The sequence below is a fragment of the Planococcus sp. ISL-109 genome, from assembly GCF_018613655.1.
Taxonomy (GTDB): domain Bacteria; phylum Bacillota; class Bacilli; order Bacillales_A; family Planococcaceae; genus Planococcus.
The window spans coordinates 869,273-894,625 of the sequence record NZ_JAGGPW010000004.1 but is presented as its reverse complement, the minus strand read 5'-3'; the positions used below and the strand labels follow the sequence as shown (position 1 = coordinate 894,625).

Sequence of the window (25,353 nt, the reverse complement as noted above, 5' to 3'; positions counted from 1 at the left end):
AGGAAGTGCGGTATGGACGATAAGCTATCAGTGGCACAATCGCTTCGGCATGCGCGCCATGATTTTTTGAATGAGCTGCAGCTAATCAAATTGAATCTTGATTTAGGTCGTGCGGAAAAAGCCCAGGCGCTCATTCGTACGTATGCCGAAGCGGCTATGCACAACAGCCGGCTGTCAGCACTTTCACTGCCGGAAACCGAAGAATGGCTGCTGACTTTGGCTTGGCGCTATCCGGAATTGCACGTCACCGTGATGTGCGAAGCGGAGCGGGCACCGGGAATTTCAGACGCCGTTCTTCGCGACTGGCTGGAGGCATTTGCAAAAAGCATCAAGCAGGCTTTTTCTGACGCGTGGCCGTATCCGGTGGACATGCGCTTACTGCAAGCGGATGGCCGGTTTTCCTTGGAATTGTCGGGACCAGGCGACTGGTCAGCATTGGATTTGGATTCACAGCAATTAGCAATTGGTAAAGCGTGCGGATCGGATCGCTCGAAAGTCGAGATCCACGCACAGATGGAGGGATAATATGTTTGTCGATCACGTAAAAGTATATGTAAGAGGTGGCGACGGCGGAGATGGTATGGTTGCATTCCGCCGCGAAAAATATGTGCCGAATGGCGGACCAGCTGGAGGCGACGGAGGAAAAGGCGCTGATATCGTCTTCCAAGTCGATGAAGGTTTGCGCACGCTGATGGATTTCCGTTTCAAACGGATCTTTAAAGCGGACCGCGGTACGCACGGCATGAGCAAAAACCAGCACGGTGCCAAAGCACAAGATACGATCATCAAAGTTCCGCCGGGCACTATTGTCCGAGATGTAGACACTGATGAGACGATTGCCGATTTGGTCGAACAAGGCCAAACGGCGGTCATCGCACGCGGAGGACGCGGAGGACGCGGTAATTCACGTTTTGCGACGCCGCAAAACCCGGCGCCGGAACTATCGGAAAAAGGCGAACCAGGCTATGAGCGCAATGTCGTCCTGGAACTGAAAGTATTGGCGGATGTCGGCCTTGTCGGTTTCCCAAGTGTAGGGAAATCCACGCTGTTGTCGGTCGTTTCAGCGGCAAAACCGAAAATCGGCGCATATCATTTCACGACGATCGTCCCGAATCTCGGCATGATCCAAACAGAAGACCACCGCAGCTTCGTCATGGCAGATCTGCCAGGGCTTATTGAAGGCGCACACGAAGGAATCGGCCTCGGCCATCAATTCCTGCGCCATATCGAACGGACACGTGTCATTGTCCACATCGTCGATATGTCGGGTATGGAAGGTCGCGATCCGTATGAGGATTACATGACTATTAATGATGAGTTGAAACAATACAATATGCGCTTGATGGAACGTCCGCAGCTGATTGTCGCAAACAAAATGGACATGCCGGATGCAGAAGAAAACTTGGAAGCGTTCCGCAAGAAGTTGCCGGAAGATGCAAAAGTGTTCCCGATTTCCGCGTTGTCGAGAAAAGGCTTGAACAATCTGATGTTCGCGATTGCCGACCTGATTGAAGTGACACCGGAATTCCCGATGGAAGACGAAGTGGATCCGGATGCATCGGGTACGGTTCTTTACAAACACGAAAAGCTAGGCGACGGTTTCGATATCGCACGCGATCCGGACGGCGCATTTATCCTTTCCGGTTATGCAATCGAGCGCATGTTCAAAATGACCGACTTCTCGCGTGAAGATTCGATTCGTCGATTTGCACGCCAAATGCGCGGCATGGGCATTGACGATGCACTGCGTGAGCGCGGGGCAGAAAACGGCGATACGGTGCGTTTGCTCGAATTTGAGTTTGAATTTAGCGACTGATGCGGGGGTAACTTGAATGAAAGACATTTCCGAACAACGCTATTATTTGGTGCGGGAAGATGTGCTGACCGAAGCGATGGTCAAGACGCTCGAAGTGAAAAAGCTGCTTCAGCGCGATCGGATGTCTATATTGGATGCGGTCGCACAGACCGGCTTGTCGCGTTCAGCATTTTACAAATACCGTGATGCGGTTTTCCCGTTCCATTCGATCGTGAAAGAACGGCTTCTGACGGTCTTTCTTCAGTTGGAAGACCGTTCGGGAACGCTTGCCACGTTGCTTCAGGCAGTGGCGAAAATGGGCTGTAATATTTTGACTATCCATCAGACCATCCCGATTCAGGGCCGGGCGAACGTTACGTTGTCGCTCGATGTCACGGCGATGGATGTGGAGTTGGAAATGTTTTTACAGCAATTGAAAAAGCTCGATTTTGTCGAGTCGGCCGATGTGGTATCCAGCGGTTCGTCATAATGTAGGGGGAATGAGTCGATGGCAGTGGAGAAAAAGAAAATTTCGTTTTTAGGTCCGGAAGCGTCGTTTACGCATTTGGCGGCTACCAAAGTCTTTCCGAAAGAGCAATTGGTGCCCTTTACAACCATTCCCGAATGCATCGAAGCGGTCGCAGAAGGAACGGTCGATTATGCGGTCGTGCCGCTCGAGAATGCACTAGAAGGCTCGGTGCCGTTGACGGTGGATTACCTGTTCCACGAAGCGGAGTTGTATGTGACGGCAGAAGTGCTGTCGCCGATCGAGCAGCATCTGCTGGTGCATCCCGACAACCGCGATGCGGACTCGTTCGAAGCGATTTATTCCCACCCGCATGCACTGGCGCAATGCCATAAGTTTCTGTATTACACGTACAAGCATACGCCGCTCGAGCAATACAGCTCGACGGCCGCTGCTGCTAAAATGGTGGCGGAATTGCCGGAGCGCAATATTGCGGCAATCGCCAACGATTATGCTGCGAGGAAATACGGTTTGGACATCGTGCAGCGCGACATCCACGATTTCCATTTCAACCATACGCGCTTTTTCGTCTTGTCGAGAAGCAACCATAAACTGACCAATCCGGGGCACGAGCCGCAAATCAAGACGACCTTGATGATCACACCGCCGAAAGATGACCGGTCGGGCGTGCTGCATCAAGTGCTGTCGGTTTTTGCATGGCGCCAGCTGAACTTGTCGAAAATCGAATCGCGGCCGTTGAAGACAGGCCTCGGCGACTATTTCTTCATCGCTGACATATTGGAAGATGAAAATGCGGCGATGATGCGCGGTGCGTTCGAGGAACTCGCTGCACTCGGCTGCGGCGTCAAAACGCTCGGTTCATATTATACGTATAAATCATAAATTGATGAGACTGTTATAAGTCTCTGAAATAAAACAGGGAGCGCAAAATCAATGATTTTGCGCTCCCTGTTTTTATGTTGAAAGAATAATTTTAACCCCCGAATGCTAATGTGCATTCGGGGGTTCGTAGCTTATTCGGATTCTTCGAGCAGGTAGCCGTGCTGTTTCATGGCATAGACTGCTTGTGCCAGCATTTCGGGAAGCTCGGCTGTAATCGTGTGGATGTGCGTACCTTCCGTCAGTTCAAGCAAATAGCTCGCACCGGTTTCGCGTATACGCTGCATAAACAGATCGACGTCGAGTGGTGTCGAGACGTGGATGCCTGCCGTCAATTCGCCGTAGACCGGATGCTCGATCGAGACGTCTTTGACGGTGACACCGCACTCGACCAACAGCCGCAGCTCCGCTTCGGTTTCTTCAGGTTTATGATTGCAGGCGATGCGCCGGCTGACTTTCTGGTTGCCGCTCGGATCCAAATACAAATAGCCTTGGCTCGTGGCGATGATCGGTTCGCCTTTTGCTTTCAAAAGCGTCATATCGCCGACAATGACTTGCCGGGACACTTGCGCGAGTTTCGCGAGCTCACTGCCGGTCATCGGACGGCGCGCTTGCTTCAGCTCATCTAATAACACTGTGCGGCGTTCTTCACCGTATAGCTTTTTCATAGAAACCCTCCGATACGTATTGATGCTTGCTTTCATTTTAGCATAAAGAGAAACTTCAATCAGTGGGGAAGTTTCTCATCCCTAGTGATTGTTAGTTGATCCAATCGGACTTTTACGGCCTGTTGATCTCCAACTGGCAGAAGTGGGAGTCTTACAGACCGCTAAAGCGGGATAAATGGAGTGGATAGGTTTCTTCGTAGGACCGGGCGGAATATGGTATAATCAATAGGTTGAAAATGAAAGGGCGAGTGCTATGTACGATTACATAAAAGGCCATGTCACCCGTGTGACGCCTGAATATTTAGTAGTGGAGCAGCAGGGAGTCGGCTGGCAGATTTTTGCGCCGAATCCGTATTCGTTCGGTTCGGACGAGCTGCAGATTTTTGTGCACCATCATGTGCGGGAAGACGCAGAGTTTCTGTTCGGCTTCCCGACACTTGAGCAGCGGGAATTGTTCCGCAAGCTCATCAGCGTGTCCGGCATCGGCCCTAAAGGTGCGCTTGCGATACTGGCATCCGGCCAGCCGCAATACGTCATCGAAGCGATCGAGCAGGAAGATGAAAATTACTTGGTGAAATTCCCTGGCGTCGGCAAAAAAACAGCCCGCCAGATGATTTTGGATTTGAAAGGCAAGCTGACGGAATTCTTCGGAGAATCGTACGCGGACGAAAACCAGCCGCAATTGTTCGGCGGGGACGAAGCGGAGCTCGAAGAAGCGATGCTGGCACTTTCTGCGCTTGGCTACTCGGAGCGCGAGATCACCAAAGTGAAGCCGCAGCTGAAAGGCCTCGAACTCAACACGGAAGGCTTTATGAAAAAAGCCTTGCAATTATTATTGAAACAGACGTAAGAAAAGGAGGCGAACGCCATGGAAGAACGGATCATCGACGGAGAAATTTCTGAATTTGATGAGCGCTTTGAACAATCATTGCGTCCACAGCGTTTGTCGCAATATATCGGCCAGCAGAAAGTGAAGCACAATTTGGAGATTTTCATCCAAGCGGCCAAGATGCGCAGCGAATCGCTTGATCATGTGCTTCTGCATGGACCGCCTGGCCTCGGGAAAACGACGCTCGCGACCGTTATCGCCAATGAAATGGAAGTCGGCGTCAAGATGACGTCAGGCCCTGCAATCGAACGCCCCGGCGATTTGGCGGCCATCGTGTCGTCACTCGAACCGGGCGATGTGCTGTTCATCGATGAGATCCACCGCCTTAACCGCTCGATCGAGGAAGTGCTGTACCCGGCGATGGAGGACTTTTGCCTCGACATCGTCGTCGGCAAAGGCCCGACCGCGCGTTCTGTGCGGCTGGACTTGCCGCCGTTCACTTTGATCGGTGCGACAACGCGTGCAGGCGCATTGTCTGCACCTTTGCGCGACCGTTTCGGCGTGTTGGCGCGGCTCGAATATTACGACACCGAAGCGCTGACGCAAATCGTCGAGCGCAGTGCTGAGCTGTTTGAAGCGGATATCGATCCGCTCGCAGCCATTGAAATCGCCCGCAGATCCCGTGGAACCCCGCGTATCGCCAACCGTCTCCTAAAACGGGTACGCGATTATGCGATGGTGCGCGGCAACGGATCGATCACGACCGATATGGCGGAACAAGCGCTCGAAATGCTGCAAGTCGACCCGCTCGGCCTTGACCATATCGACCATAAGCTGCTGGTTGGCATGATTACGCGCTTTCGCGGCGGGCCCGTCGGCGTGGATACGATCGCCGCGAGCATCGGCGAAGAATCGATGACGATTGAAGATGTCTACGAGCCGTATCTGCTGCAGATCGGTTTTATTCAACGGACACCAAGAGGCCGAACGGTTACGCAGCTAGCCTACGAACACTTTAAAATGGAGATGCCTGAATGACTAAACTAACCAACACACCGCAAATGAATGTAAATGATTTTGATTTCGAACTGCCGGAACGATTGATCGCACAAACCCCGCTTCTTGACCGGACATCGAGCCGTTTGCTCGTCATGGATAAGGAAACCGGTGATGTCGAACATAAGCACTTCCGCGACATTCTCGACCATCTGCACGCTGGGGATCTGCTCGTGTTGAACGATACCCGCGTACTTCCGGCACGGCTCATGGGAACAAAAGAAGAAACCGGCGCCAATATCGAAGTGCTGCTCCTCAAGCAGGCCGAAGAGGACGTCTGGGAAACGCTGGTCAAGCCAGCGAAAAAAGTGAAAGTCGGCACAGTTGTGTCGTTCGGCGATGGCTTGCTGCGTGCTGAATGCACAGGCGTCTTAGACCATGGCGGCCGCCATTTCAAGTTTATCTACGATGGCATTTTTTACGAGATTCTCGACCAGTTGGGTGAAATGCCTTTGCCGCCGTATATCCGCGAAAAACTGGAAGACCAGGAACGCTACCAGACGGTGTTCGCGAAAGAGCGGGGCAGTGCCGCAGCTCCGACCGCAGGGCTTCATTTCACCGATGAACTATTGGATGAAATCCGCGCGAAAGGTGTCAAGATTGCATTCATCACCTTGCATGTCGGGCTCGGAACATTCCGGCCGGTGTCGGTGGAATCGATCGAAGACCACGAAATGCATGCGGAATTTTACCGTATTACAAAAGAAACGGCCGACTTGATCAATGAAACAAAGCACACCGGCGGCAACGTTATTTCCGTCGGGACGACTTCGACACGCACGCTCGAGTCGGTGGCGAAGAAGTTCGACGGCCGGTTGCAAGAAGACAGCGGCTGGACCGATATCTTCATCTATCCGGGCTACCGCTTCCGAGCGGTGGACGGCTTGATCACCAATTTCCACTTGCCGAAATCGACACTCGTCATGCTCGTCAGCGCGATGTCGAACCGCGACGCGATTTTGAACGCCTACAAACAAGCTGTCAACGAACAATACCGCTTCTTCAGCTTCGGCGACGCCATGTTTATTGAACCGCAGAAAAAGGAGACCAACTCATGACCCAAGCAATTCGCTATGAACATATAAAAACTTGTAAACAAACGGGCGCGCGCCTCGGCATCGTCCACACGCCGCACGGCTCGTTCGATACGCCGGCCTTTATGCCGGTCGGAACGCAGGCGACCGTCAAAACGATGAGCCCAGAAGAATTGAAAGCGATGAACGCAGGCATCATCCTCAGCAATACGTACCACTTGTGGCTGCGCCCCGGCAATGACGTCATCAAAGAAGCGGGCGGCCTCCATAAATTCATGAACTGGGACCGTCCGATTTTGACCGATTCCGGCGGCTTTCAAGTGTTCTCGCTGAGCGAGTTCCGCAACATCAAAGAAGAGGGCGTTCATTTCCGCAACCATATGAACGGCGACAAATTGTTCTTGAGCCCGGAAAAGGCGATGGAAATCCAGAACGATCTCGGTGCGGACATCATGATGGCGTTTGATGAATGCCCGCCTTTCCCGGCGACACATGAATACATGAAATCGAGCGTTGAACGCACGTCGCGCTGGGCAGAACGCTGCCTGGGCGCGCACGCTCGTCCTGAGGACCAAGGCTTGTTCGGCATCATCCAAGGCGGCGAGTTTGAAGATCTGCGCAGACAAAGTGCGGAAGATCTCGTATCACTCGACTTTCCGGGTTATGCGATCGGCGGTTTGTCAGTCGGTGAACCGAAAGATGTTATGAACCGCGCACTCGAATTCACGACGCCGTTCATGCCATTCGACAAGCCGCGCTATTTGATGGGCGTCGGCTCACCGGATTCGTTGATCGATGGCTCGATCCGCGGCATTGATATGTTCGACTGCGTCTTGCCGACGCGCATTGCACGCAACGGCACGCTCATGACGAGCACCGGCCGTTTGAACTTGAAAAACGCGCAATTCAAGCGTGATTTTACGCCGATCGATGAAAAATGCACATGCTATACATGCACGAATTATACGCGTGCGTATGTACATCATTTATTGCGTGCAGATGAAACTTTCGGAATTCGCCTTACGAGTTATCATAACCTTCATTTTCTGTTAAACTTAATGGAGCAGGTGCGTCAAGCGATCCGTGAAGACCGCCTGGGAGATTTCCGCGAAGAATTTTTTGAAGCGTACGGATTCAACAAGCCGAATGCAAAAAATTTCTGAGGTCGAAAGCAATAGAGAAAGCGAAGGGGGGAAATTAAACAATGGAAACATTAATTGCGTTATCACCTTTACTATTGATGTTCGTGCTGATGTGGTTTTTCATCATCCGCCCAGCTCAAAAGCGCCAAAAGTCTACGGCCAACATGCAGTCTGAATTGAAGCGTGGGGACCGCGTTGTGACGATCGGCGGCTTGCACGGCCTAGTCGATGCTGTGGACGATGCGACAATCTACATCACGGTGGCAGATGGCACGCGCATGCAGTTTGAGCGCCAAGCAATCGCCCGTATCGTTGAATAAGAAAATGTGAAAAACCGTCTTCCTTTCGGGAGGCGTTTTTTTCGTCCAGGCGCAAATCCGCGCTATCACTTTCAGCTGTTTGCCCGAACAATAAATTAAACAATTTTCCAAAAATTTTAAAGCGATTGTTCTAAAATTTCCATTTGGAAGGTACAATGGAAAGAGAACTGCAGAAAGGAGAACTGCAGAAAGGAGAACCACCATGAACAGCTATCCGGAAAAATACGCGCAAGTGCTGCCGGCGCTGGAAAGCAAATGTAGTGAATTTACGTATTTGCAGTATGAAACCTTCACGCCGGAAGCGCTATGGGATTTTTGTCTGAAAAAAGCATGGAAAAAGAAGAACATCGAAGACATGCGCCTGCACGAGATGGTGTCGGATATCATGGACTTGACCGCTTCTGATTTTGTCGCGTATCATCAGGTCGAAGCCTTTAAGACGGTTAATTTTTTTGCGGAGGAAAACATGGAGGACCTGCAGCAGCTTCTGCGCCCAGCGCGCGGCAAATCTCGCGGGATTTGACACCTTTTAACACGTCACCGATAATGTAAGTGCTGTGTGCTATATTAAGGAGGAACTATACATATGAAAGCAAGGTCTCGCATCATCGCCTTTTTCCTGCTGGTATTTCTGCTTGTCGGTTTGATTGGCACGACTAGTTTGCCGATCGCCAAAGACATTAAGCTCGGCCTGGATCTGCAAGGTGGATTTGAAGTTCTGTATCAAGTCGAGCCGCTAGAAGACGGACAGGAAATTACGGATTCCGTTGTTTCCGATACGACAGATGCGCTCATGAACCGCATCAACGTGCTCGGGGTCAGTGAACCGAGCATTCAGATCGAAAGCGGCAACCGGATCCGTGTCCAGTTAGCGGGCGTGGAAGACCAATCGACTGCCCGCGAACTGCTGTCGACCGAAGCGAATTTATCGTTCCGCGATGCGGAAGATAATGTCATGCTGTCCGGAAACGACTTGACGCAAGGTGGTGCTACTGGAACATTTAACCAAGAAGGCCAGCCGATCGTGACGCTCGAATTGAATGATCCGGGGAAATTCGCTGAAATTACAGGCGAAATTGCCCAAATGCCTGCTCCAGATAACGTACTTGTCATCTGGTTGGACTTTGAAGAAGGCGTCGATTCCTACCAGGAAGAACGCTTAAAGCCGGATCCGAAATTCGTCTCCGACCCGCGCGTCTCCCAGCGCATCAATTCACCGTCCGTTGAGATTTCCGGTTCCTTTTCTGTAGAGGAAACGCAAAGTTTGGCCGGTATTTTGAATGCCGGGGCGCTGCCGGTAAAACTTGAAGAAATCTATTCGACTTCGGTCGGCGCACAATTCGGGGAACAGGCACTCGATCAAACGACAGTTGCTGCAGGAATCGGTATCACAGCGGTGTTGATCTTCATGCTGTTATTCTACCGCTTCCCAGGCGCGATTGCCGTCATCACCTTATCCGCTTACGTCTACCTGATCCTGTTGATCTTCGAATGGATCGGCGGGGTGCTGACATTGCCGGGTATTGCTGCAATCATGCTCGGTGTCGGGATGGCTGTCGATGCCAATATCATCACCTACGAGCGGATACGCGAAGAATTGCGTACCGGCCAATCGGTGCGAGATGCATTCCGTGCCGGGGCAAGATCTTCGTTCTCGGCAATCATCGATGCTAATATTACGACGCTTCTCGCTGCATCGGTATTGTTCTATTTCGGGACCAGTTCAGTAAAAGGTTTCGCCACGCTATTGATTATTTCCATTCTCGCCAGCTTCTTGACCGCAGTATGGGGATCAAGGCTATTGCTCGGTTTGTGGGTATGGAGCGGATTCTTAGATGGCAAGCCGCGCTGGTTCGGTTTAACGAAAAAACACATCCATACGAAAGAAGAAGACCTGCACATCACGGATCTGAAAACACCATATGACCGCTTTGATTTTGCCGGCAACCGCCGCAAATTCTTTGCCGCATCGCTCGCGCTGATCTTATCCGGTATGGTCGTATTGTCCATTTTCCAATTGAATTTGGGGATCGATTTCTCCAGTGGTACACGCGTTGAAGTGACCTCGGAATCCCCATTGACTGCAGATGAAGTGGAAAGTTTCCTTGAGCAAGCCGGTTATCCTTCTTCGAGCATTGTGATGTCTGGTGAAGGTTCTTCGATCGGGGTCGTCCGTTATAATGAAGAGTTCAGCCAGCAAGACATCGACAGCTTGAAATCAGCGGCCATTGAGGAATTCGGCATAGAGCCGAACGTCTCCACCGTGTCGGATACTGTCGGCCGTGAACTTGCGCAAAATGCGATGATGGCGCTCGCCATTGCCGCAGTCGGCATCATTATTTATGTTGCATTCCGCTTTGAATGGCGCATGGGTGTCGCAGCTGTTGCCGCATTGGTCCACGATACCTTCTTTATCATCGCCATATTCAGTCTGCTAAGGCTTGAAGTGGACATCACCTTTATCGCAGCGGTTCTGACGATCGTCGGTTACTCGATCAACGATACGATCGTGACGTTTGACCGGATCCGCGAGAACATGCGCCGAGTGAAAAAAGTGGAAACGGTGGAGCAATTGGAGAAAATCGTCAATACCTCACTGCGCCAAACATTAACGCGTTCGGTGAATACAGTGATGACTGTTCTCCTTGTCGTGCTCGCCTTGCTGATCTTCGGTGCACCATCAATTACGAACTTCTCGATCGCATTATTGATCGGATTGATCGCGGGGACATACTCCTCGATCTTCATTGCTGCCCAGCTATGGCTTGTCATGAAAAAAGGCGAGCTGAAAAAGAAAGGGCCGATCGATATCGAGAAGAAAGACCAAGAGTCCAAATGGGGCTCCGACGAACCGGTCGTTTAAGTTTAATAGTAGAAAGGGACAGGGTATAGAATAATGATACCTTGTCCCTTTTTGTTTGGATGGTGGCGGGTTGCACATATTCTGGAAAAAAGAAAGGATGGGTAAAATGAAAATGCAATGGCTCTTATTGCTCGGTCTGATTTTTGCAATCCTCATTGCGGTTTTTGCAGTATTTAATGTCGATAATGTGCCGGTCAATTATGGTTTCGGTGAATCCGAGTGGCCGCTTATTCTCGTCATTCTCGTATCGGCTTTTCTTGGATTCCTGCTATCAAGCATCCTCGCGATGACACGCAATTACCAGCTGAAACACAAAGTGAAGATGCTCCAAAAAGAAATGGCGATCAAGGAATCACTCATCGCCACACAGCAAAACGAAATCGCCGAATACCAGAAAGCGGGCGTAACGCCTGATGCGATGATCGTCACCGGAGAAAAACGGACGCATGATGCGGACGAGTCGCTTCGCTCGCAGCCAAGAAGAAATGAATTTGGCACGAACGACACTTCAGATCATCGTCCGGCTCCGCGCCGCGACGAACATTAAAAAATGAACCTTTCGGCTAAATGCCGAAAGGTTTTTGTCTGCTCCGCGATGTTGTATAATGAACGGGTGAGGAAGTGAGAATCTATGATTGAATCGAAAAAAAGATGGCAATTGACAACACCGGATGAACAAGCTGTCCAGGAACTAAGAGAGGCTTTATCGCTGTCTTCAGTACTGGCAAAGATTCTTGTCACGCGTGGAATTGATGATGTGAAAAAAGCACGGGAATTTCTGGATGATGAGTTGTCCGGCATACATAACCCGTTTTTGATGAAAGATATGGACGTGGCGGTAGCGCGTATCCAACAAGCGATCGAAGCGGAAGAAAAAATTCTCGTCTACGGTGATTATGATGCAGATGGCGTGACTAGTACGACGGTCATGATGACGGTGCTGCAGGATTTGGGTGCGGACGTGTCGTTCAAGATCCCGAACCGCTTCGACCATGGCTATGGCCCAAATGCAGAATTGTTTAAAGAAGCACACGAAGAAGGCGTGAAATTGATCGTCACCGTCGATAACGGCGTGTCCGGGATCGAACCGGTACGCTTGGCGAATGAACTCGGAATGGACGTCATCATCAGTGATCACCATGACATCGGTGAAGAACTGCCCGCAGCGCTCGCGATCATCCACCCGCGCCATCCCGAAGGCAAGTATCCATTCGGTGAACTTGCCGGCGTCGGTGTCGCATTCAAAATAGCACAGGCATTGTACGGGGACATTCCAGATCATTTAACGGAACTCGTCGCCATTGGGACCATTGCGGACTTGGTGCCGCTCCACGGAGAGAACCGCGTGCTCGTCAAAGAAGGCTTGCGCGCTTTGCAGGATTCCCCGATGCCGGCAATCGCGGCGCTCGCCGATGTTGCAGGCGTTAAGCAGCGAGACATCACGGAAGAAACGATCGGTTTTATGTTCGGGCCGCGCATCAATGCGATCGGCCGCTTGCAATCTGCTGACCCCGCAGTGCGGCTATTTTTGACGGATGACCCATCGGAAGCCCGTTCGCTCGCAGACGGCTTGGACGTTTTGAACAAAGAACGGCAGGCGATCGTCAAAGCGATTTCCGAGCAGGCGATCGAGCAAGTGGAAGCGCGCTACAGTGAGCAAATGCCGCGAGTTATCGTGGTCGCACAAGAAGGCTGGAACCCGGGCGTCGTCGGCATTGTCGCATCTAAACTGACGGAGAAATACTACCGTCCGTCGATCGTCTTGTCACTCGATATGGCGAACGGCAAAGCAATAGGTTCTGCCCGCAGCATCGAAGGGTTCCACTTGTATAATGAACTTGCCAAAAACCGCGACATCCTGCCGCATTTCGGCGGTCACCCGATGGCTGCAGGCATGACGCTGTCAGCGGATGATGTGGACGACTTGCGTGAGCGCCTCAACGACCAGGCTGAAACGTCCTTATCTGAAGAAGATTTAGTGCCGGTCGTTGCAATCGATATTCCGGTTACACTGGATGAAGTGGATATCGAGACGATCGAAGGCATGCGCAAACTGGCGCCGTTCGGCATGGGCTTTTCAAAACCGAAGTTTTATTTGCACGGCGTCAATGTCGCCGGTATCCGCAAAATCGGTGCAAGCCAAGCGCATTTGAAAATGGAATTGGCACAAAATGGGATGACACTCGATGCGGTTGGCTTCGGCATCGGCGACCTCGGCGATGAACTGACGCCTGACGTCAAGATTGATGTCATCGGGGATTTGCAGATCAATGAATGGAATGGCCGCAAAAAACCTCAGCTTCTGGTAGAAGACATCCGCACAGACGAATGGCAATTATTTGATATTCGCGGCATTCGCCAAGTGAGCCGCTGGTCGAAGCTTATTCCGAAAGAAAAGCACGTGTTTGTCGCCTTCCAACAAGAAACCGAGTCGGCGTTCCGCTCGCTTTTGGAAGGGCCGATTGTGTTGGCTCAGTCACTTGCGGACGTGGCGAATACGAAAGACCATCTCACTTTGCTGGATCTGCCGGATACGGAAGAGCAATTGGCTGCTGTATTGAAACAAATGCGCCCGAAACGCGTCTATGCGCATTTTTATGCACAGGAATCCCAATATTTCGAACGCATCCCGGACCGCGACCAATTCAAATGGCTTTTCGCGTTCGTCAAAAAGCGCGGCAGTTTTGACTTCGATAAAAACGGGGAAGAGCTGGCCAAGCATAAAGGCTGGAGCCGGGAGACATTATTTTTCATGCTTCAGGTGTTTTTTGAACTCGGGTTTGTTACACTTAACAATGGAATTACCGAGATTGCACAAGCTCCTGGGAAACGTGATTTGTCGGAGGCGCCGGCTTACCAAAAGCGCGAACGGCAGATCGCTTTGGAACATAAGCTATTGTATGCATCTTATCGGGATCTAAAAGAGTGGTTTGATGCCCAAGTGTCAGCCAAGGAGGAAGAAATATGGATTTAAAGCAATATGTGACCATCGTAGAAGATTGGCCGAAGCCAGGAATCAAGTTCAAGGATATTACCTCTTTGATGGACAATGGCGAAGCCTATAAATACGCAACCGACCAAATCGTCGAATACGCGAAAACGGTGGATGCAGAAATTATTGTCGGACCGGAAGCGCGCGGCTTTATCATCGGCTGCCCAGTCGCTTACGCACTCGGCATAGGCTTTGCACCAGTCCGTAAAGAAGGCAAATTGCCGCGTGAAGTAATTCGCGTACCATACGGCCTGGAGTACGGTTCTGACGTATTGACTATGCATAATGATGCCATCAAACCGGGACAGCGCGTCTTGATTACCGACGATTTGCTTGCGACGGGCGGGACGATCAATGCCACGATCAGCCTTGTCGAACAACTGGGCGGAATTGTCGTCGGCTGTGCATTTTTAATCGAGCTGACATATTTGGATGGCCGCAAAAATTTGGACGGTTACGATGTCACAACTTTGATGCAATATTAAGGAAATCACCTTGCCTTTTTTGGGCAAGGTGATTTTTTTTCTGATGGTAGGGTATGGAAGAAGAAAGTAAATTGCGAGAGAGGTGATTTTTATGATCGAGTTGGACAGACGGTATGACCCTGTACAGAACAACGAACTTATTGGGCGGGTGCTTAACGATGCGACTCCTCTTGAACAGACAACCAGGGAAACCGAAGCGATGTTCAATGACATCAAGAAAGAACTCTCAAGCGCCCGCATCAAACGACCGGTTCATTTTTTTGAGAAATTGTGGTCTGTTTTTGCCGATGAATACGAAGTGGCGGATGATAACGGCTATGGAACGATCGTTTTCGGCCAGGATCTGTTTCCTGAATGGAAAGGCAAGCTCGACCGCGAATACAAAAAACTCGACTCAACAATCAACCGGCGCGTCAATATCCGTGATTACGGTGCGGTGGGCGATGGCATCAGCGATTGTACGGAAGCGTTCAAAAAGGCGCTCGGCAACGGCCGCGTCGAAGTGACAGTGCCCCCGGGCATCTACATCGTCAAAGGAATCCGAGTGCCATCTTGGAGCCGGATCGTTGGAGCGGGGAAGACGGCTTCGGTCATTAAACTGCATCCGAGAGCACCAAGGCGCTCACGTTTGCTGACGAACAGCAATTATGCGGCGGGCAACCGCAATATCGCGATAGAAAGCTTGAGCCTCGACTGGAACGTCGAACGGCTCGGCCAGACCGAACGCACCAATTCGTGGGGCAATTATTCGAGCTGTGTAACATTTGCGCGCGTCACGTACGGCTGGGTGCGCGATGTGGAAGCGATCAACCCCGGCCTTCACTGCATTGACATCACGTCACCTCTTTATAATTACGCAGGGGACGGGATGCGCGGCAGGGGCGGCAGCAAATATATTTGGGTCGACAAAGTGAACGGCTTCGGCTTCGGGGATGATGGTTTGACGACCCACCATAGTGATTACGTCTTCGTATCCAACTGCCATTTTTCCGATCCGAGCGGTAAAGCGCATAAAAAAGGCTTTTCCAATTCCAATGGCATTGAAATCGATGACGGCTCGCGCCATGTTTGGCTGTTCAATAACTCCACGTCGCGCTGCTTCGCAGGCATCGAAGTGAAAGCGCACGCCAATTCATCCGCGGCTTCCGGTGTCTTCATCTCCGGGCATTTATCCGTCAACGACAACCGCTCCTTTAACTTCCGCCATATCGGCCACCACCTGAAAGACGATCCGGAGTCGCTGTCTGCATTCAATATTAAAGCACAGCGGCTCGTATCGCTGGCGCCGATTGAAACGCGTCTTTATCATGGATCATCTCCGCGCTCGCTCGTCATTTCGGGTTACCGCAATGTCGCGATCAACCGCTTTTTGTTCGAAGGCGATCCGCTTTATGATTATAAAGGGCGCCCGGCATCAGCGGTGCAATACAGGGCTGAGCATATTTCCTTATCGAACGGCGTCGTCCGCGGCTTCCGCACGGCGGGGTCAGACATTTCGATCATGGGTGGCAAGCAAAGCGCGCGCAATGTCCGCGTCAAGAACATCATGAGTATAGACTCTTCGAATAAGACGGTCGCAGTCGGCGATGACAGCAAATGGATTATGGTCGACGGTATCCGTAAGCAGAAAGCTGACCGGCTGTAGCCCCCGGGGTATTTCCGAAAGATAGATGAAAACACGCTAAAGCTTTACTTTTCAGCGGAAAGTTATCTATAATAAAGAAATACTCTTCTGGAAATAAATTAAACAAGGTGGGCAATTATGGGGAAAGATCAAGTGAGAACAGTTGAAGATGTATTCGAAATGGTTGCGTCCTATATGAATGCAGAACATGTAGAAACGGTTAAGAAGGCGTACCAGCTCGCCTATGAAGCCCATGATGGCCAATTCCGGAAATCCGGCGAACCGTATATTGTGCATCCGGTGCAGGTGGCCGGGATCCTTGCAGAACTGCAAATGGATCCGGCCACAGTAGCAGCGGGTTTTTGCATGACGTCGTAGAAGACACCGATGTCAGCCGTGAAGACATCGTCCGGGAATTCGACGAGGAAGTTGCACTATTAGTCGACGGCGTCACCAAGCTGAGCAAGATCAAATACATGTCAAAAGAAGAACAGCAAGCCGAGAATCACCGGAAAATGTTCGTCGCGATGGCTCAGGATATCCGCGTCATCCTCATCAAGCTTGCGGACCGCCTGCACAATTTGCGGACATTGAAATACCAATCCGTCGAAAAGCAGCGTATTAAAGCCAACGAAACGCTCGAAATTTTCGCACCGATTGCACACCGCCTTGGAATCAATACGATCAAATGGGAGCTCGAAGATACGGCTCTCCGCTATTTGAATCCCCAGCAATATTATCGCATCGTCAATTTGATGAAAAAAAAGCGCACCGAGCGGGAAGATTATTTGAACAATGTCATGGGCGAAATCCGCGTCCAGCTCGATGATGTCGACATTGAAGCCGATCTGTTTGGTCGCCCGAAGCACATTTACAGCATCTACAAGAAAATGGCGATGCAAAACAAGCAATTCAATGAAATTTACGATTTGCTGGCAGTCCGCATCACCGTCGACAGCATCAAAGACTGTTATGCGGTACTTGGCATCATTCATTCCACATGGAAGCCGATGCCCGGCCGCTTCAAAGATTATATCGCGATGCCGAAACAGAATTTATACCAATCGCTCCACACAACGGTCATCGGGCCGCAGGGCGATCCGCTGGAAGTGCAGATCCGCACCGAAGAAATGCACCGCATCGCGGAATACGGCGTAGCGGCGCACTGGGCATACAAAGAAGGTAAAGTGTCTGACAAGCCGGTCAGTTCGGTCGATTCCAGGTTGTCCTGGTTCCGGGAAATTTTGGATTTCCAAAACGAATCGGATAACGCGGAAGAATTCATGGAATCGCTGAAATTCGATTTGTTTTCGGACATGGTTTACGTCTTCTCGCCAAAAGGCGACGTCATCGAAATGCCTGCGGGCTCTTGCCCAATCGATTTTGCGTACCGCGTCCATAGTGAGATCGGCAATAAAACGATCGGCGCCAAAGTGAACGGCAAAATGGTGCCGCTCGATACCGAACTGAATACCGGCGATATCGTCGAAATTTTGACGTCCAAGCAATCGGTCGGACCAAGCCGCGACTGGCTCAAAATCGCCAAGTCGACGCAAGCGAAAAATAAAATCAGGCAGTTTTTCAAAAAGCAAGTGCGCGAGGAAAATGTCCATAAAGGCCGCGACCAAGTCGAAAAGGAAATTAAAGCACAGGAGTTTGCCGTTAAAGAAGTGCTGACATCTGAAAACATCAAACGGGTTATTGAAAAATACAATTTCGCCAGTGAAGATGACATGTACGCGGCTGTCGGCTTTAACGGCATCACCGCCCAGCAAGTCGTCAACCGCTTGGCGGAGCGTCAGCGCAAAAAGCGCGAACAAGAAGAAGCGATCGAAAAGATCACCGTGGAAATGAAATCCAGCCAGCCGAAAAAACAGACCGAGTCCGGTGTCATCGTGCGCGGCATCGACAATATGATGATCCGTCTGTCGAAATGCTGCAACCCGGTTCCGGGCGATGCGATTCTCGGTTTTATCACGAAAGGACGGGGTGTTTCGGTCCACCGTGCGGATTGCCCGAATATCCATGCAGACGAATCCGATCGCCTCATTTCGGTCGAATGGGAAAACGAAGGCTCGCCTGAAAACAAAGCCTATCAAATCGACATCGAAGTCCAAGCCTACGACAGAACCGGCCTCATCAACGAAGTGATGCATATGGTCAGCGAGACGAAAACGACCATAACAGCCGTCAGCGGACGGGCCGATAAAAATAAAATTGCAATCATCAACTTGTCGATCATGATTCCACACATCTCGCACTTGAATCGTGTAGTGGAGCGTATCAAGCAAATACCTGACGTTTATTCGGTCACCCGTGTAACGAATTAAGGAGGGCTTATGAAAGTCGTAGTGCAGCGTTCGAAACAAGCGTCCGTCACAGTCGGCGGAGAAATTACAGGCGCCATCGATTCCGGTTATGTGCTATTGGTCGGAATCACCCATAATGATACCGAAGCGGACGCCGTTTATGCCGCGAAAAAAATTGCCGGCCTTCGCTTGTTCGAGGACGAAGACGGCAAAATGAACCGCTCGATCGATGAAGCGGGCGGCGGCATTTTATCGATCTCCCAGTTTACTTTATACGGAGACGTGAAAAAAGGACGTCGACCGAGCTTTGTCGAAGCGGCACGGCCGGACCAGGCTGAGCCGTTATGGCTGAGGTTTAACGACGAATTGAGGCACCATGGCTTAACGGTCGAAACCGGCGTATTCGGCGCGATGATGGACGTCCAGCTCGTCAACGACGGCCCTGTGACCATCATCGTCGAATCGAACGGTTCAAAATAATATACTGAAGAGGAGACGAGCCCAGCTTGTCTCTTTTTTTGTATAGCTGCGTAATTTGAGGATTTCTCATCCTGGAATTTTCCACAAGAGTCGACTGATTTCTCTCGTCGAAATGAAAAAAATGCACCACTCCTTGTTGAGGAGCGGTGCATTTAATTTATTTTTCTCAATGGTAGATGAGGAACACACCGTTGATGAAGTTTCTCTTTACTGCGTAAGCTGTGCATCGAAATAGCTGATGATGCCGTTATAAAGCCCGAGTGATGCCTGTTCACGGAATTGGTCGCTCGACACGATGCGCTCTTCATTGAAGTTGCTCAAAAATCCTAGTTCGATGAGCACTGCGGCTTGGCGATTATCGCGCAAGATGAGGTAATTGCCGGGTCTAGCGCCGCGGTCTTCCAGTGTTATTTTACCGGCCAAGCCGCCGTTGATGTGCTCGGCCAGCTGTTGCTGATAAGGATGCTGATAATACGAAGTAAAGCCTGAGACGCTGCTGTCATCGGTCGCATCATAATGGATGCTGACAAAAGCATCCGCCGCCACCCTGTGGCTTTCCGCCACGCGTTTGCGGAGGTCGACGTAGACATCCGACTGGCGTGTCATGACGACTTCTGCACCGGCCGAGCGTAAATGATGGGAAAGGATTTCCGCGGTCTTCAGCGTCAAATCTTTTTCATTCGTATTACGGACACCGACCGCGCCGCCATCATTGCCGCCGTGGCCCGGATCGAGCACAATCGTCAACCCGTTTAACGTGCCGGCTTGCCGGACAGCTTCCGGTTGCTCGGAGGCGCTTGCCTCCGAAGTGGATTCCGTGCTGACGACCCAGTCGGCGATATAAGCTTGTTCATTGTTTTCTAGCGTTACTAAATACCATTCACCTTGTTTAGCCGATACCGACAGATGCGTGCCGGCATCAACTCTTGAGACCACTTCGGCCGATGTACTCGCTTGTGCCCGCAAGTTCGTGCCGCTGGTCAATACGGTGACCGTGTCTGTTTCGGCAGGTGTTTCGGTTGCAGTGTCTGCTTGCTGCGGGGCAGGCTGGTCGGAAAGTTCACCGTAAAAGGCGTAGACCCAGCCCGTCTCGTTTTCTGATAGTGCCAGTTCGACCCAATTGCCTTCCATTCCCTGGACAGCGAATACTTGCCCTTTTTTGACGGAACCTTGAATTTTGGCGTTCAAACTCGGTTCTGCGCGCACATTCAAGGCGTCGACTGCAATGCGGAAAGAAGACAGTTGTTCAAGAGCTTGTGCTTTTGTTTCTGTTTGGTCTTCTGTAGCGTTTGATTCTTGCTGCTGTTCGTTCATGCTTATGTATTGTGTCGATACAAAGCCCTGGACATTGCGGTACTGCACTTTTGTCCAGTCACCGTGGGTGGCGATGACTACCGCTTGTTCTCCGGCGTTCATTTTGGAAAGGACTGCTGCAGACAAGGAAGCTTGCGCGCGGATGTTCAAGCTGTCGACAGAAGATACGGCAATTTGAGCGGTGGAACTTGCGGCCTCGCCTGATGCGACGAGCCAGGAAGCGACCCATCCTTGTGTATTGCCTTGGCGGATTTCAATCCAGTCGCCGCTGCGTGAAATTTCTTGGGCTGTGTCGCCTTGTTTCATCGAGCCGATCACTTCAGAGCTTAATCCCGGACCGCTGCGGATATTGACGGTCGAACCTGTTGCGGACACTTCGCCGTTATCCGCTTGTGCGAAGTTTGAAACGGCCATAGGGGCGATGCCGGATAAAGCCAGTATGAAAATCAGCAAGGTGAGTAATAGTCGTTGTTGCATAGGGTGCCTCCTAAATAAAGTTTATCTTTAGTAATAATATCAAAAAAATCAGGCAATGTATGCAAAAGCTTGACAAGATTTCTTCAGCTGATTAAGATTGATTTATTCTACTTATATAATTTTGCTGACGACGGAGAAAGTAATTGCATGAATCGACTGAAAAGAGAGGGATAGCCCCAGGCTGAAAGCTTTCCCGCAGAGATCGGCGACGAACAACACTCTTGAAGCTCTTTACTGAACGGCGCTCGGCGCTTATTAGGCTAAGACGGTTCCGGCCGTTATCCGGACAGAGAGGGCGCAGAGTTTAGCGTCAACTAGGGTGGAACCGCGGAAGCTGATAATGAGCTCTCGTCCCTTGCGTATGCAAGGGACGGGGGCTTTTTTGTATGGAAAAGGAGAGAAGAAAATGGGCAATATTCAAGCACCACGCGGCACATACGATGTGCTGCCGGACCAATCTTCCAAATGGCAGGAAGTTGAAAGGACAATTAATGAACTATGCAATCTCTATCAGTACAAGGAAATCCGTACGCCGGTTTTCGAATCGACGGAATTATTCCAGCGGGGTGTCGGCGATACGACCGATATCGTCCAAAAGGAAATGTATACGTTCCAGGACCGCGGGGACCGCTCGCTGACATTGCGGCCGGAAGGAACGGCTTCGGTCGTGCGTTCGTACGTTGAACATAAATTGTTCGGCCAGCCTGATCAGCCGGTCAAGCTTTACTACACGGGCCCGATGTTCCGCTATGAGCGTCCGCAAGCAGGGCGCATGCGCCAGTTTGTCCAATTCGGCGTCGAAGCGATCGGCTCGAAAGACCCGGCCATCGATGCGGAAGTCATTGCGCTCGCGATGGACGTCTACAAATCCTGTGGTTTGAAGAGCTTGCGGTTGGTGATCAATTCGCTCGGCGATACGGAAAGCCGCGTAGCTCACAAAAAAGCACTGATCGAACATTTCACTCCGTCGATCGGAGAATTCTGCAGTGACTGCCAGAACCGCCTGGAGAAAAACCCGCTGCGCATACTCGATTGCAAGGTAGACCGGGAGCATCCGCTTATGGCGGCGGCACCGTCCATGACGGATTATTTGAACGACGAATCGCGCGCTTATTTCGAACAAGTGAAGAGTTATTTGGATGAACTCGGCATCGATTACGTCGTCGACCCGAATTTGGTGCGCGGACTTGATTATTATAACCACACCGCATTTGAAATCATGAGCGAAGCGGAAGGGTTCGGCGCAATCACGACGCTTGCCGGCGGCGGCCGCTATAACGGACTCGTCGAAGATCTCGGCGGTCCTGAATCGCCCGGCATCGGCTTTGCGATGAGCATCGAGCGCCTGCTGCTCGCACTCGAAATGGAAAAAGTGGAAATCGGTACAGACCAAACGCTTGATGCATATGTCATTGCGATGGATGCGCAGTCGAAAAAGAAAGCTGTCGCGACGGTGCGGGATTTGCGCGCAAGCGGCATTTCGGCTGATATGGATTTCTCAGACCGCAAAATGAAAGCACAAATGAAATCTGCTGACCGCAAACAGGCACGCTTCGTCATCGTCATCGGCGAATCGGAACTCGAAAGCGGCAAAGCGGCAGTAAAAGAAATGGCCACACGCGAACAACAGCAAGTGCCTTTTGAACAATTGGCTAACACCATCCAGAAATCAAAATCAATGGAGGAATAATTATGTCAAGAACACATTATTGTGGAGAAGTTAACGAAACGGTCATCGGCCAGCGCGTATCATTGAAAGGCTGGGTTCGTAAACGCCGTGACCTAGGAGGTTTGATCTTTGTCGATGTCCGCGACCGTTCCGGTATCGTCCAAGTGGTCTTCAATCCAGAGATCTCAGAACAAGCGTCGAAAATCGGCGAATCGCTGCGCAATGAATTTGTCGTCCATATCGATGGACTGGTAGTCGAACGGTCGGCGGGCCAAGTGAACGCGTCGATGAAAACAGGAAAAGTCGAAGTGCAGGTCGACAACGCCGAAATCATCAATGCTGCGAAAAACCCGCCGTTCGCAATCGAAGACCAAACTCACGTCAGCGAAGATTTACGCTTGAAATACCGTTATTTGGACTTGCGCCGTCCCACCATGTACGAAACCTTGAAAATGCGCTCGGATGTTACGAAGACTGTCCGCAATTTTCTCGATAACGAAGGGTTTTTGGACGTGGAAACACCGATTCTCACGAAATCCACACCGGAAGGCGCGCGTGACTATCTCGTGCCGAGCCGCGTGCATGATGGCGAATTTTATGCCTTGCCACAATCGCCGCAATTGTTCAAACAAATGCTCATGGTGTCCGGTGTCGATAAGTACTACCAAATCGCACGCTGTTTCCGCGATGAAGATTTGCGCGCTGACCGCCAGCCGGAATTTACGCAAATCGATATGGAGATGAGCTTCCAGACAATGGAAGACATCATCGAATTGAACGAGCGCCTGATGGCTAAAGTGATGAAAGACGTTAAGGGCATCGACATCGATGCAAACTTCGAGCGCATGAGCCATCAGGATGCGATAGACCGGTTCGGTTCCGATAAACCGGATGTGCGTTTCGGCATGGAGTTGATCGACGTCTCGGAGCTCGTTAAAGATTCGGCGTTTAAAGTCTTTACCGGAGCGGTAGAAGCCGGCGGTCAAGTCAAATTGATCAACGCCAAAGGGCAAGCCGCCAATTATTCACGCAAAGACATCGATGCGCTCGGCGAATACGCTGCGCGTTACGGAGCGAAAGGTTTGGCGTGGCTGAAAGTCGAACAAGGCGGCGTCAAAGGGCCGATTGCCAAGTTTTTCGAAGGACAAGCGGCTGATAGCTTGATCAGCACAGCCGGAGCGGAAGCGGGCGATTTGTTATTATTCGTCGCCGATTTGAAAACGGTTGTTGCAGATGCACTCGGTGCGTTGCGCTTGAAGCTCGGCAAAGACCTGGATTTGATCGACCAGTCGATTTTCAAATTCATGTGGATCACTGACTGGCCGCTGCTTGAATACGATGACAAAGACGGACGCTATTACGCAGCCCATCATCCGTTCACGATGCCGTTTGAGGAAGACCTCGACAAGCTGTCGAGTGAACCGCAAAACGTCCGTGCACAAGCGTATGATCTTGTTTTGAACGGTTATGAACTAGGTGGCGGTTCTGCGCGTATTTACCGCCGCGACATCCAGGAGAAAATGTTCGAAGTGCTCGGATTCTCAAAAGAAGAAGCGACCGAACAATTCGGCTTCTTGTTGGAGGCATTCGAATACGGCACGCCGCCGCACGGAGGAATTGCATTCGGCCTCGATCGACTCGTCATGATTCTCGCCGGGCGCACGAACTTGCGCGATACGATCGCATTCCCGAAAACCGCTTCCGCCAGCGATATGCTGACACAAGCGCCAAGTGCGGTATCTTCAGCACAATTGGAAGAATTGAACTTATCAGTGACTATTCAGAATAGTGAAAAATATTCAGAGTAAAAGGCTTGTGCATTATTTCAGGTTATGCTACTATACGTGTATAGAGAGTCCTGATGTGTTCGTTTTTAGCAATTCGATTTTGACCCAACATTTTGTCGTCGGGAGACCTATATATTGTCATGGCTAACATGCCTTAACGGGAAGTTATAAGTGACGATGCGGTCACCCACCTGCTATAAGCGGGTTCAAACGATGCGCACCACAAAAGACGGCACGATCGGGATTCTTCTTTTATAACGAATTCAATTCCCTCCGGCATTTGCCGGGGGGATTTTCTATGTGTATAATCCCTATTATCCACATCAACATTGAACCCGGAAAGGCAGTGTGAATATGTTACATCAATTTTCAAGAAATGAACTCGCCATCGGCAAAGAAGGAATGGAGCTGGTGAAAGGATCTTCAGTCGCCATACTGGGTGTCGGAGGAGTAGGCTCGTTTGCAGCTGAAGCTTGTGCGAGAAGCGGAGTCGGAAAAATCATTCTCGTCGATAAAGACGATGTCGATATCACCAATATCAACCGCCAATTAGTGGCGAACATCTCGACGATCGGCCAGTCTAAAGTCGAGGTGATGAAAAAACGCATCGCGGACGTCAATCCGGATTGTGAAGTCGTGACGCTCCATATGTTTTACACAGAAGAGACGTTTGAAGAGTTTTTCAGCCACCATCCGGATTACGTCATCGATGCATCCGATACCTTGATCTACAAAGTCCATTTGATCAAACAATGCTACAGCCGCCGCATTCCGATCATCTCCAGCATGGGGGCCGCCAACAAGACAGACCCGACGCGTTTCCAGATTGCGGATATTTCCAAGACGCATACCGATCCGCTGGCAAAAATGATCCGCAAGAAACTGAAACAAGCCGGAATACGCAAAGGCGTTCCGGTCATCTTTTCCGACGAAAGCCCGATCGTTGTCCGTGAGGATATCGTCGAGACCGTCGGCAAAAAAGACGCGCCGATCCGCAAAGCGCAAATGCCGCCATCGTCGAATGCCTTCGCGCCATCGACCGTCGGCTTGATCGCAGCGAGCTGGGTCGTCAACCAAATCACCAAATCGATCCACATCCAGCGCGTCAATCAATAATTGATAAAAAAGCGGACAGAGTGTTGA

The 25,353-nt window shown here is 50.9% G+C and carries 21 protein-coding genes, 1 other RNA gene and 1 pseudogene; 21 read left to right on the top strand and 2 right to left on the bottom strand.

What is annotated here, in order from left to right:
• Positions 1–12: 12 nt before the first annotated feature.
• From J7E21_RS06295 to pheA, 4 genes are read left to right on the top strand one after another with little or no spacing between them, the layout of a single operon-like run.
• A complete protein-coding gene (locus J7E21_RS06295; protein WP_215105729.1) occupies positions 13–525 on the top strand; it encodes a Spo0B domain-containing protein in 513 nt (170 codons plus the stop codon).
• Between the two features lies 1 nt (position 526).
• The gene (obgE, locus tag J7E21_RS06290; protein WP_215105728.1) at positions 527–1,816 is read left to right on the top strand and encodes a GTPase ObgE; all 1,290 of its coding nucleotides are present in this window, start codon (positions 527–529) and stop codon (positions 1,814–1,816) included.
• Positions 1,817–1,832: 16 nt separating this feature from the next.
• Positions 1,833–2,285 (top strand): ACT domain-containing protein, encoded by a 453-nt coding sequence (locus tag J7E21_RS06285; RefSeq protein ID WP_251047796.1) that lies wholly within the window; start codon positions 1,833–1,835, stop codon positions 2,283–2,285.
• 18 nt (positions 2,286–2,303) lie between these two features.
• Positions 2,304–3,164, top strand: coding sequence for a prephenate dehydratase (gene pheA, locus J7E21_RS06280; RefSeq protein WP_215105727.1), 861 nt, complete (start codon positions 2,304–2,306; stop codon positions 3,162–3,164).
• A 131-nt stretch (positions 3,165–3,295) separates the two neighbouring features.
• On the opposite strand, the gene J7E21_RS06275 is transcribed toward pheA, so the two are convergent.
• Positions 3,296–3,829: a transcription repressor NadR gene (locus J7E21_RS06275; protein WP_215105726.1), complete on the bottom strand. Its 534-nt coding sequence runs from the start codon at positions 3,827–3,829 to the stop codon at positions 3,296–3,298.
• Positions 3,830–4,082: 253 nt separating this feature from the next.
• Between J7E21_RS06275 and ruvA the strand changes: the two genes are divergently transcribed.
• The 13 genes and pseudogenes from ruvA (at position 4,083) to dtd (ending at position 18,963) form a co-directional block, all read left to right on the top strand.
• Positions 4,083–4,679 (top strand): Holliday junction branch migration protein RuvA, encoded by a 597-nt coding sequence (ruvA, locus tag J7E21_RS06270; protein WP_215105724.1) that lies wholly within the window; start codon positions 4,083–4,085, stop codon positions 4,677–4,679.
• Between the two features lie 18 nt (positions 4,680–4,697).
• Positions 4,698–5,696: a Holliday junction branch migration DNA helicase RuvB gene (gene ruvB / locus J7E21_RS06265; RefSeq protein ID WP_215105722.1), complete on the top strand. Its 999-nt coding sequence runs from the start codon at positions 4,698–4,700 to the stop codon at positions 5,694–5,696.
• A gap of 23 nt (positions 5,697–5,719) precedes the next feature.
• On the top strand, positions 5,720–6,772 hold the full coding sequence (gene queA, locus J7E21_RS06260; RefSeq protein ID WP_215106154.1) for a tRNA preQ1(34) S-adenosylmethionine ribosyltransferase-isomerase QueA: 1,053 nt from the start codon (positions 5,720–5,722) through the stop codon (positions 6,770–6,772).
• On the top strand, positions 6,769–7,911 hold the full coding sequence (tgt, locus tag J7E21_RS06255; protein ID WP_215105720.1) for a tRNA guanosine(34) transglycosylase Tgt: 1,143 nt from the start codon (positions 6,769–6,771) through the stop codon (positions 7,909–7,911). The genes queA and tgt overlap by 4 nt, the downstream gene beginning before the upstream one ends.
• A 41-nt stretch (positions 7,912–7,952) precedes the next feature.
• Entirely contained in the window at positions 7,953–8,210 is a 258-nt protein-coding gene (gene yajC, locus J7E21_RS06250; protein ID WP_215105718.1) for a preprotein translocase subunit YajC, read from the top strand.
• Between the two features lie 202 nt (positions 8,211–8,412).
• Complete coding sequence (locus tag J7E21_RS06245) at positions 8,413–8,733, top strand: post-transcriptional regulator (protein WP_215105716.1); 321 nt, start codon at positions 8,413–8,415, stop codon at positions 8,731–8,733.
• A 63-nt stretch (positions 8,734–8,796) separates the two neighbouring features.
• On the top strand, positions 8,797–11,073 hold the full coding sequence (gene secDF, locus J7E21_RS06240; protein ID WP_215105714.1) for a protein translocase subunit SecDF: 2,277 nt from the start codon (positions 8,797–8,799) through the stop codon (positions 11,071–11,073).
• A gap of 106 nt (positions 11,074–11,179) precedes the next feature.
• A complete protein-coding gene (locus J7E21_RS06235) occupies positions 11,180–11,620 on the top strand; it encodes a LapA family protein (RefSeq protein WP_215105712.1) in 441 nt (146 codons plus the stop codon).
• 84 nt (positions 11,621–11,704) lie between these two features.
• Entirely contained in the window at positions 11,705–14,047 is a 2,343-nt protein-coding gene (gene recJ / locus J7E21_RS06230; protein ID WP_215105710.1) for a single-stranded-DNA-specific exonuclease RecJ, read from the top strand.
• Entirely contained in the window at positions 14,038–14,550 is a 513-nt protein-coding gene (locus tag J7E21_RS06225) for an adenine phosphoribosyltransferase (RefSeq protein ID WP_215105708.1), read from the top strand. The genes recJ and J7E21_RS06225 overlap by 10 nt, the downstream gene beginning before the upstream one ends.
• Positions 14,551–14,641: 91 nt before the next feature.
• On the top strand, positions 14,642–16,195 hold the full coding sequence (locus J7E21_RS06220; RefSeq protein WP_215105706.1) for a glycoside hydrolase family 55 protein: 1,554 nt from the start codon (positions 14,642–14,644) through the stop codon (positions 16,193–16,195).
• A 117-nt stretch (positions 16,196–16,312) separates the two neighbouring features.
• A pseudogene (locus tag J7E21_RS06215) lies at positions 16,313–18,504 on the top strand (RelA/SpoT family protein).
• A 9-nt stretch (positions 18,505–18,513) separates the two neighbouring features.
• A complete protein-coding gene (dtd, locus tag J7E21_RS06210) occupies positions 18,514–18,963 on the top strand; it encodes a D-aminoacyl-tRNA deacylase (RefSeq protein WP_215105705.1) in 450 nt (149 codons plus the stop codon).
• Between the two features lie 207 nt (positions 18,964–19,170).
• Here the strand turns inward: dtd and J7E21_RS06205 are convergent, their stop codons facing one another.
• Positions 19,171–20,754 (bottom strand): N-acetylmuramoyl-L-alanine amidase family protein, encoded by a 1,584-nt coding sequence (locus J7E21_RS06205; protein WP_215105704.1) that lies wholly within the window; start codon positions 20,752–20,754, stop codon positions 19,171–19,173.
• Positions 20,755–21,160: 406 nt separating this feature from the next.
• Here J7E21_RS06205 and hisS point away from each other — a divergent pair, with 406 nt between their 5' ends.
• From hisS to J7E21_RS06185, 4 genes are all read left to right on the top strand, one after another.
• Positions 21,161–22,444, top strand: coding sequence for a histidine--tRNA ligase (hisS, locus tag J7E21_RS06200; RefSeq protein ID WP_215105703.1), 1,284 nt, complete (start codon positions 21,161–21,163; stop codon positions 22,442–22,444).
• Positions 22,445–22,446: 2 nt separating this feature from the next.
• Positions 22,447–24,231, top strand: a complete 1,785-nt coding sequence (gene aspS / locus J7E21_RS06195) for an aspartate--tRNA ligase (protein WP_215105701.1) — start codon at positions 22,447–22,449, stop codon at positions 24,229–24,231.
• A 44-nt stretch (positions 24,232–24,275) separates the two neighbouring features.
• A non-coding RNA gene (ssrS, locus tag J7E21_RS06190) (6S RNA) lies at positions 24,276–24,459 on the top strand.
• 105 nt (positions 24,460–24,564) lie between these two features.
• A complete protein-coding gene (locus J7E21_RS06185) occupies positions 24,565–25,326 on the top strand; it encodes a tRNA threonylcarbamoyladenosine dehydratase (protein ID WP_215105699.1) in 762 nt (253 codons plus the stop codon).
• Positions 25,327–25,353 lie beyond the last annotated feature (27 nt).

What these genes read in the sequence shown, in the direction of transcription:
- J7E21_RS06295 (WP_215105729.1), top strand. Translation starts at nt 13, where the DNA reads ATGGACGATAAGCTATCAGTGGCACAATCGCTTCGGCATGCGCGCCAT.
- obgE (WP_215105728.1), top strand. Translation starts at nt 527, where the DNA reads ATGTTTGTCGATCACGTAAAAGTATATGTAAGAGGTGGCGACGGCGGA.
- J7E21_RS06285 (WP_251047796.1), top strand. Translation starts at nt 1,833, where the DNA reads ATGAAAGACATTTCCGAACAACGCTATTATTTGGTGCGGGAAGATGTG.
- pheA (WP_215105727.1), top strand. Translation starts at nt 2,304, where the DNA reads ATGGCAGTGGAGAAAAAGAAAATTTCGTTTTTAGGTCCGGAAGCGTCG.
- J7E21_RS06275 (WP_215105726.1), bottom strand. Translation starts at nt 3,829, where the DNA reads ATGAAAAAGCTATACGGTGAAGAACGCCGCACAGTGTTATTAGATGAG.
- ruvA (WP_215105724.1), top strand. Translation starts at nt 4,083, where the DNA reads ATGTACGATTACATAAAAGGCCATGTCACCCGTGTGACGCCTGAATAT.
- ruvB (WP_215105722.1), top strand. Translation starts at nt 4,698, where the DNA reads ATGGAAGAACGGATCATCGACGGAGAAATTTCTGAATTTGATGAGCGC.
- queA (WP_215106154.1), top strand. Translation starts at nt 5,720, where the DNA reads ATGAATGTAAATGATTTTGATTTCGAACTGCCGGAACGATTGATCGCA.
- tgt (WP_215105720.1), top strand. Translation starts at nt 6,769, where the DNA reads ATGACCCAAGCAATTCGCTATGAACATATAAAAACTTGTAAACAAACG.
- yajC (WP_215105718.1), top strand. Translation starts at nt 7,953, where the DNA reads ATGGAAACATTAATTGCGTTATCACCTTTACTATTGATGTTCGTGCTG.
- J7E21_RS06245 (WP_215105716.1), top strand. Translation starts at nt 8,413, where the DNA reads ATGAACAGCTATCCGGAAAAATACGCGCAAGTGCTGCCGGCGCTGGAA.
- secDF (WP_215105714.1), top strand. Translation starts at nt 8,797, where the DNA reads ATGAAAGCAAGGTCTCGCATCATCGCCTTTTTCCTGCTGGTATTTCTG.
- J7E21_RS06235 (WP_215105712.1), top strand. Translation starts at nt 11,180, where the DNA reads ATGAAAATGCAATGGCTCTTATTGCTCGGTCTGATTTTTGCAATCCTC.
- recJ (WP_215105710.1), top strand. Translation starts at nt 11,705, where the DNA reads ATGATTGAATCGAAAAAAAGATGGCAATTGACAACACCGGATGAACAA.
- J7E21_RS06225 (WP_215105708.1), top strand. Translation starts at nt 14,038, where the DNA reads ATGGATTTAAAGCAATATGTGACCATCGTAGAAGATTGGCCGAAGCCA.
- J7E21_RS06220 (WP_215105706.1), top strand. Translation starts at nt 14,642, where the DNA reads ATGATCGAGTTGGACAGACGGTATGACCCTGTACAGAACAACGAACTT.
- dtd (WP_215105705.1), top strand. Translation starts at nt 18,514, where the DNA reads ATGAAAGTCGTAGTGCAGCGTTCGAAACAAGCGTCCGTCACAGTCGGC.
- J7E21_RS06205 (WP_215105704.1), bottom strand. Translation starts at nt 20,754, where the DNA reads ATGCAACAACGACTATTACTCACCTTGCTGATTTTCATACTGGCTTTA.
- hisS (WP_215105703.1), top strand. Translation starts at nt 21,161, where the DNA reads ATGGGCAATATTCAAGCACCACGCGGCACATACGATGTGCTGCCGGAC.
- aspS (WP_215105701.1), top strand. Translation starts at nt 22,447, where the DNA reads ATGTCAAGAACACATTATTGTGGAGAAGTTAACGAAACGGTCATCGGC.
- J7E21_RS06185 (WP_215105699.1), top strand. Translation starts at nt 24,565, where the DNA reads ATGTTACATCAATTTTCAAGAAATGAACTCGCCATCGGCAAAGAAGGA.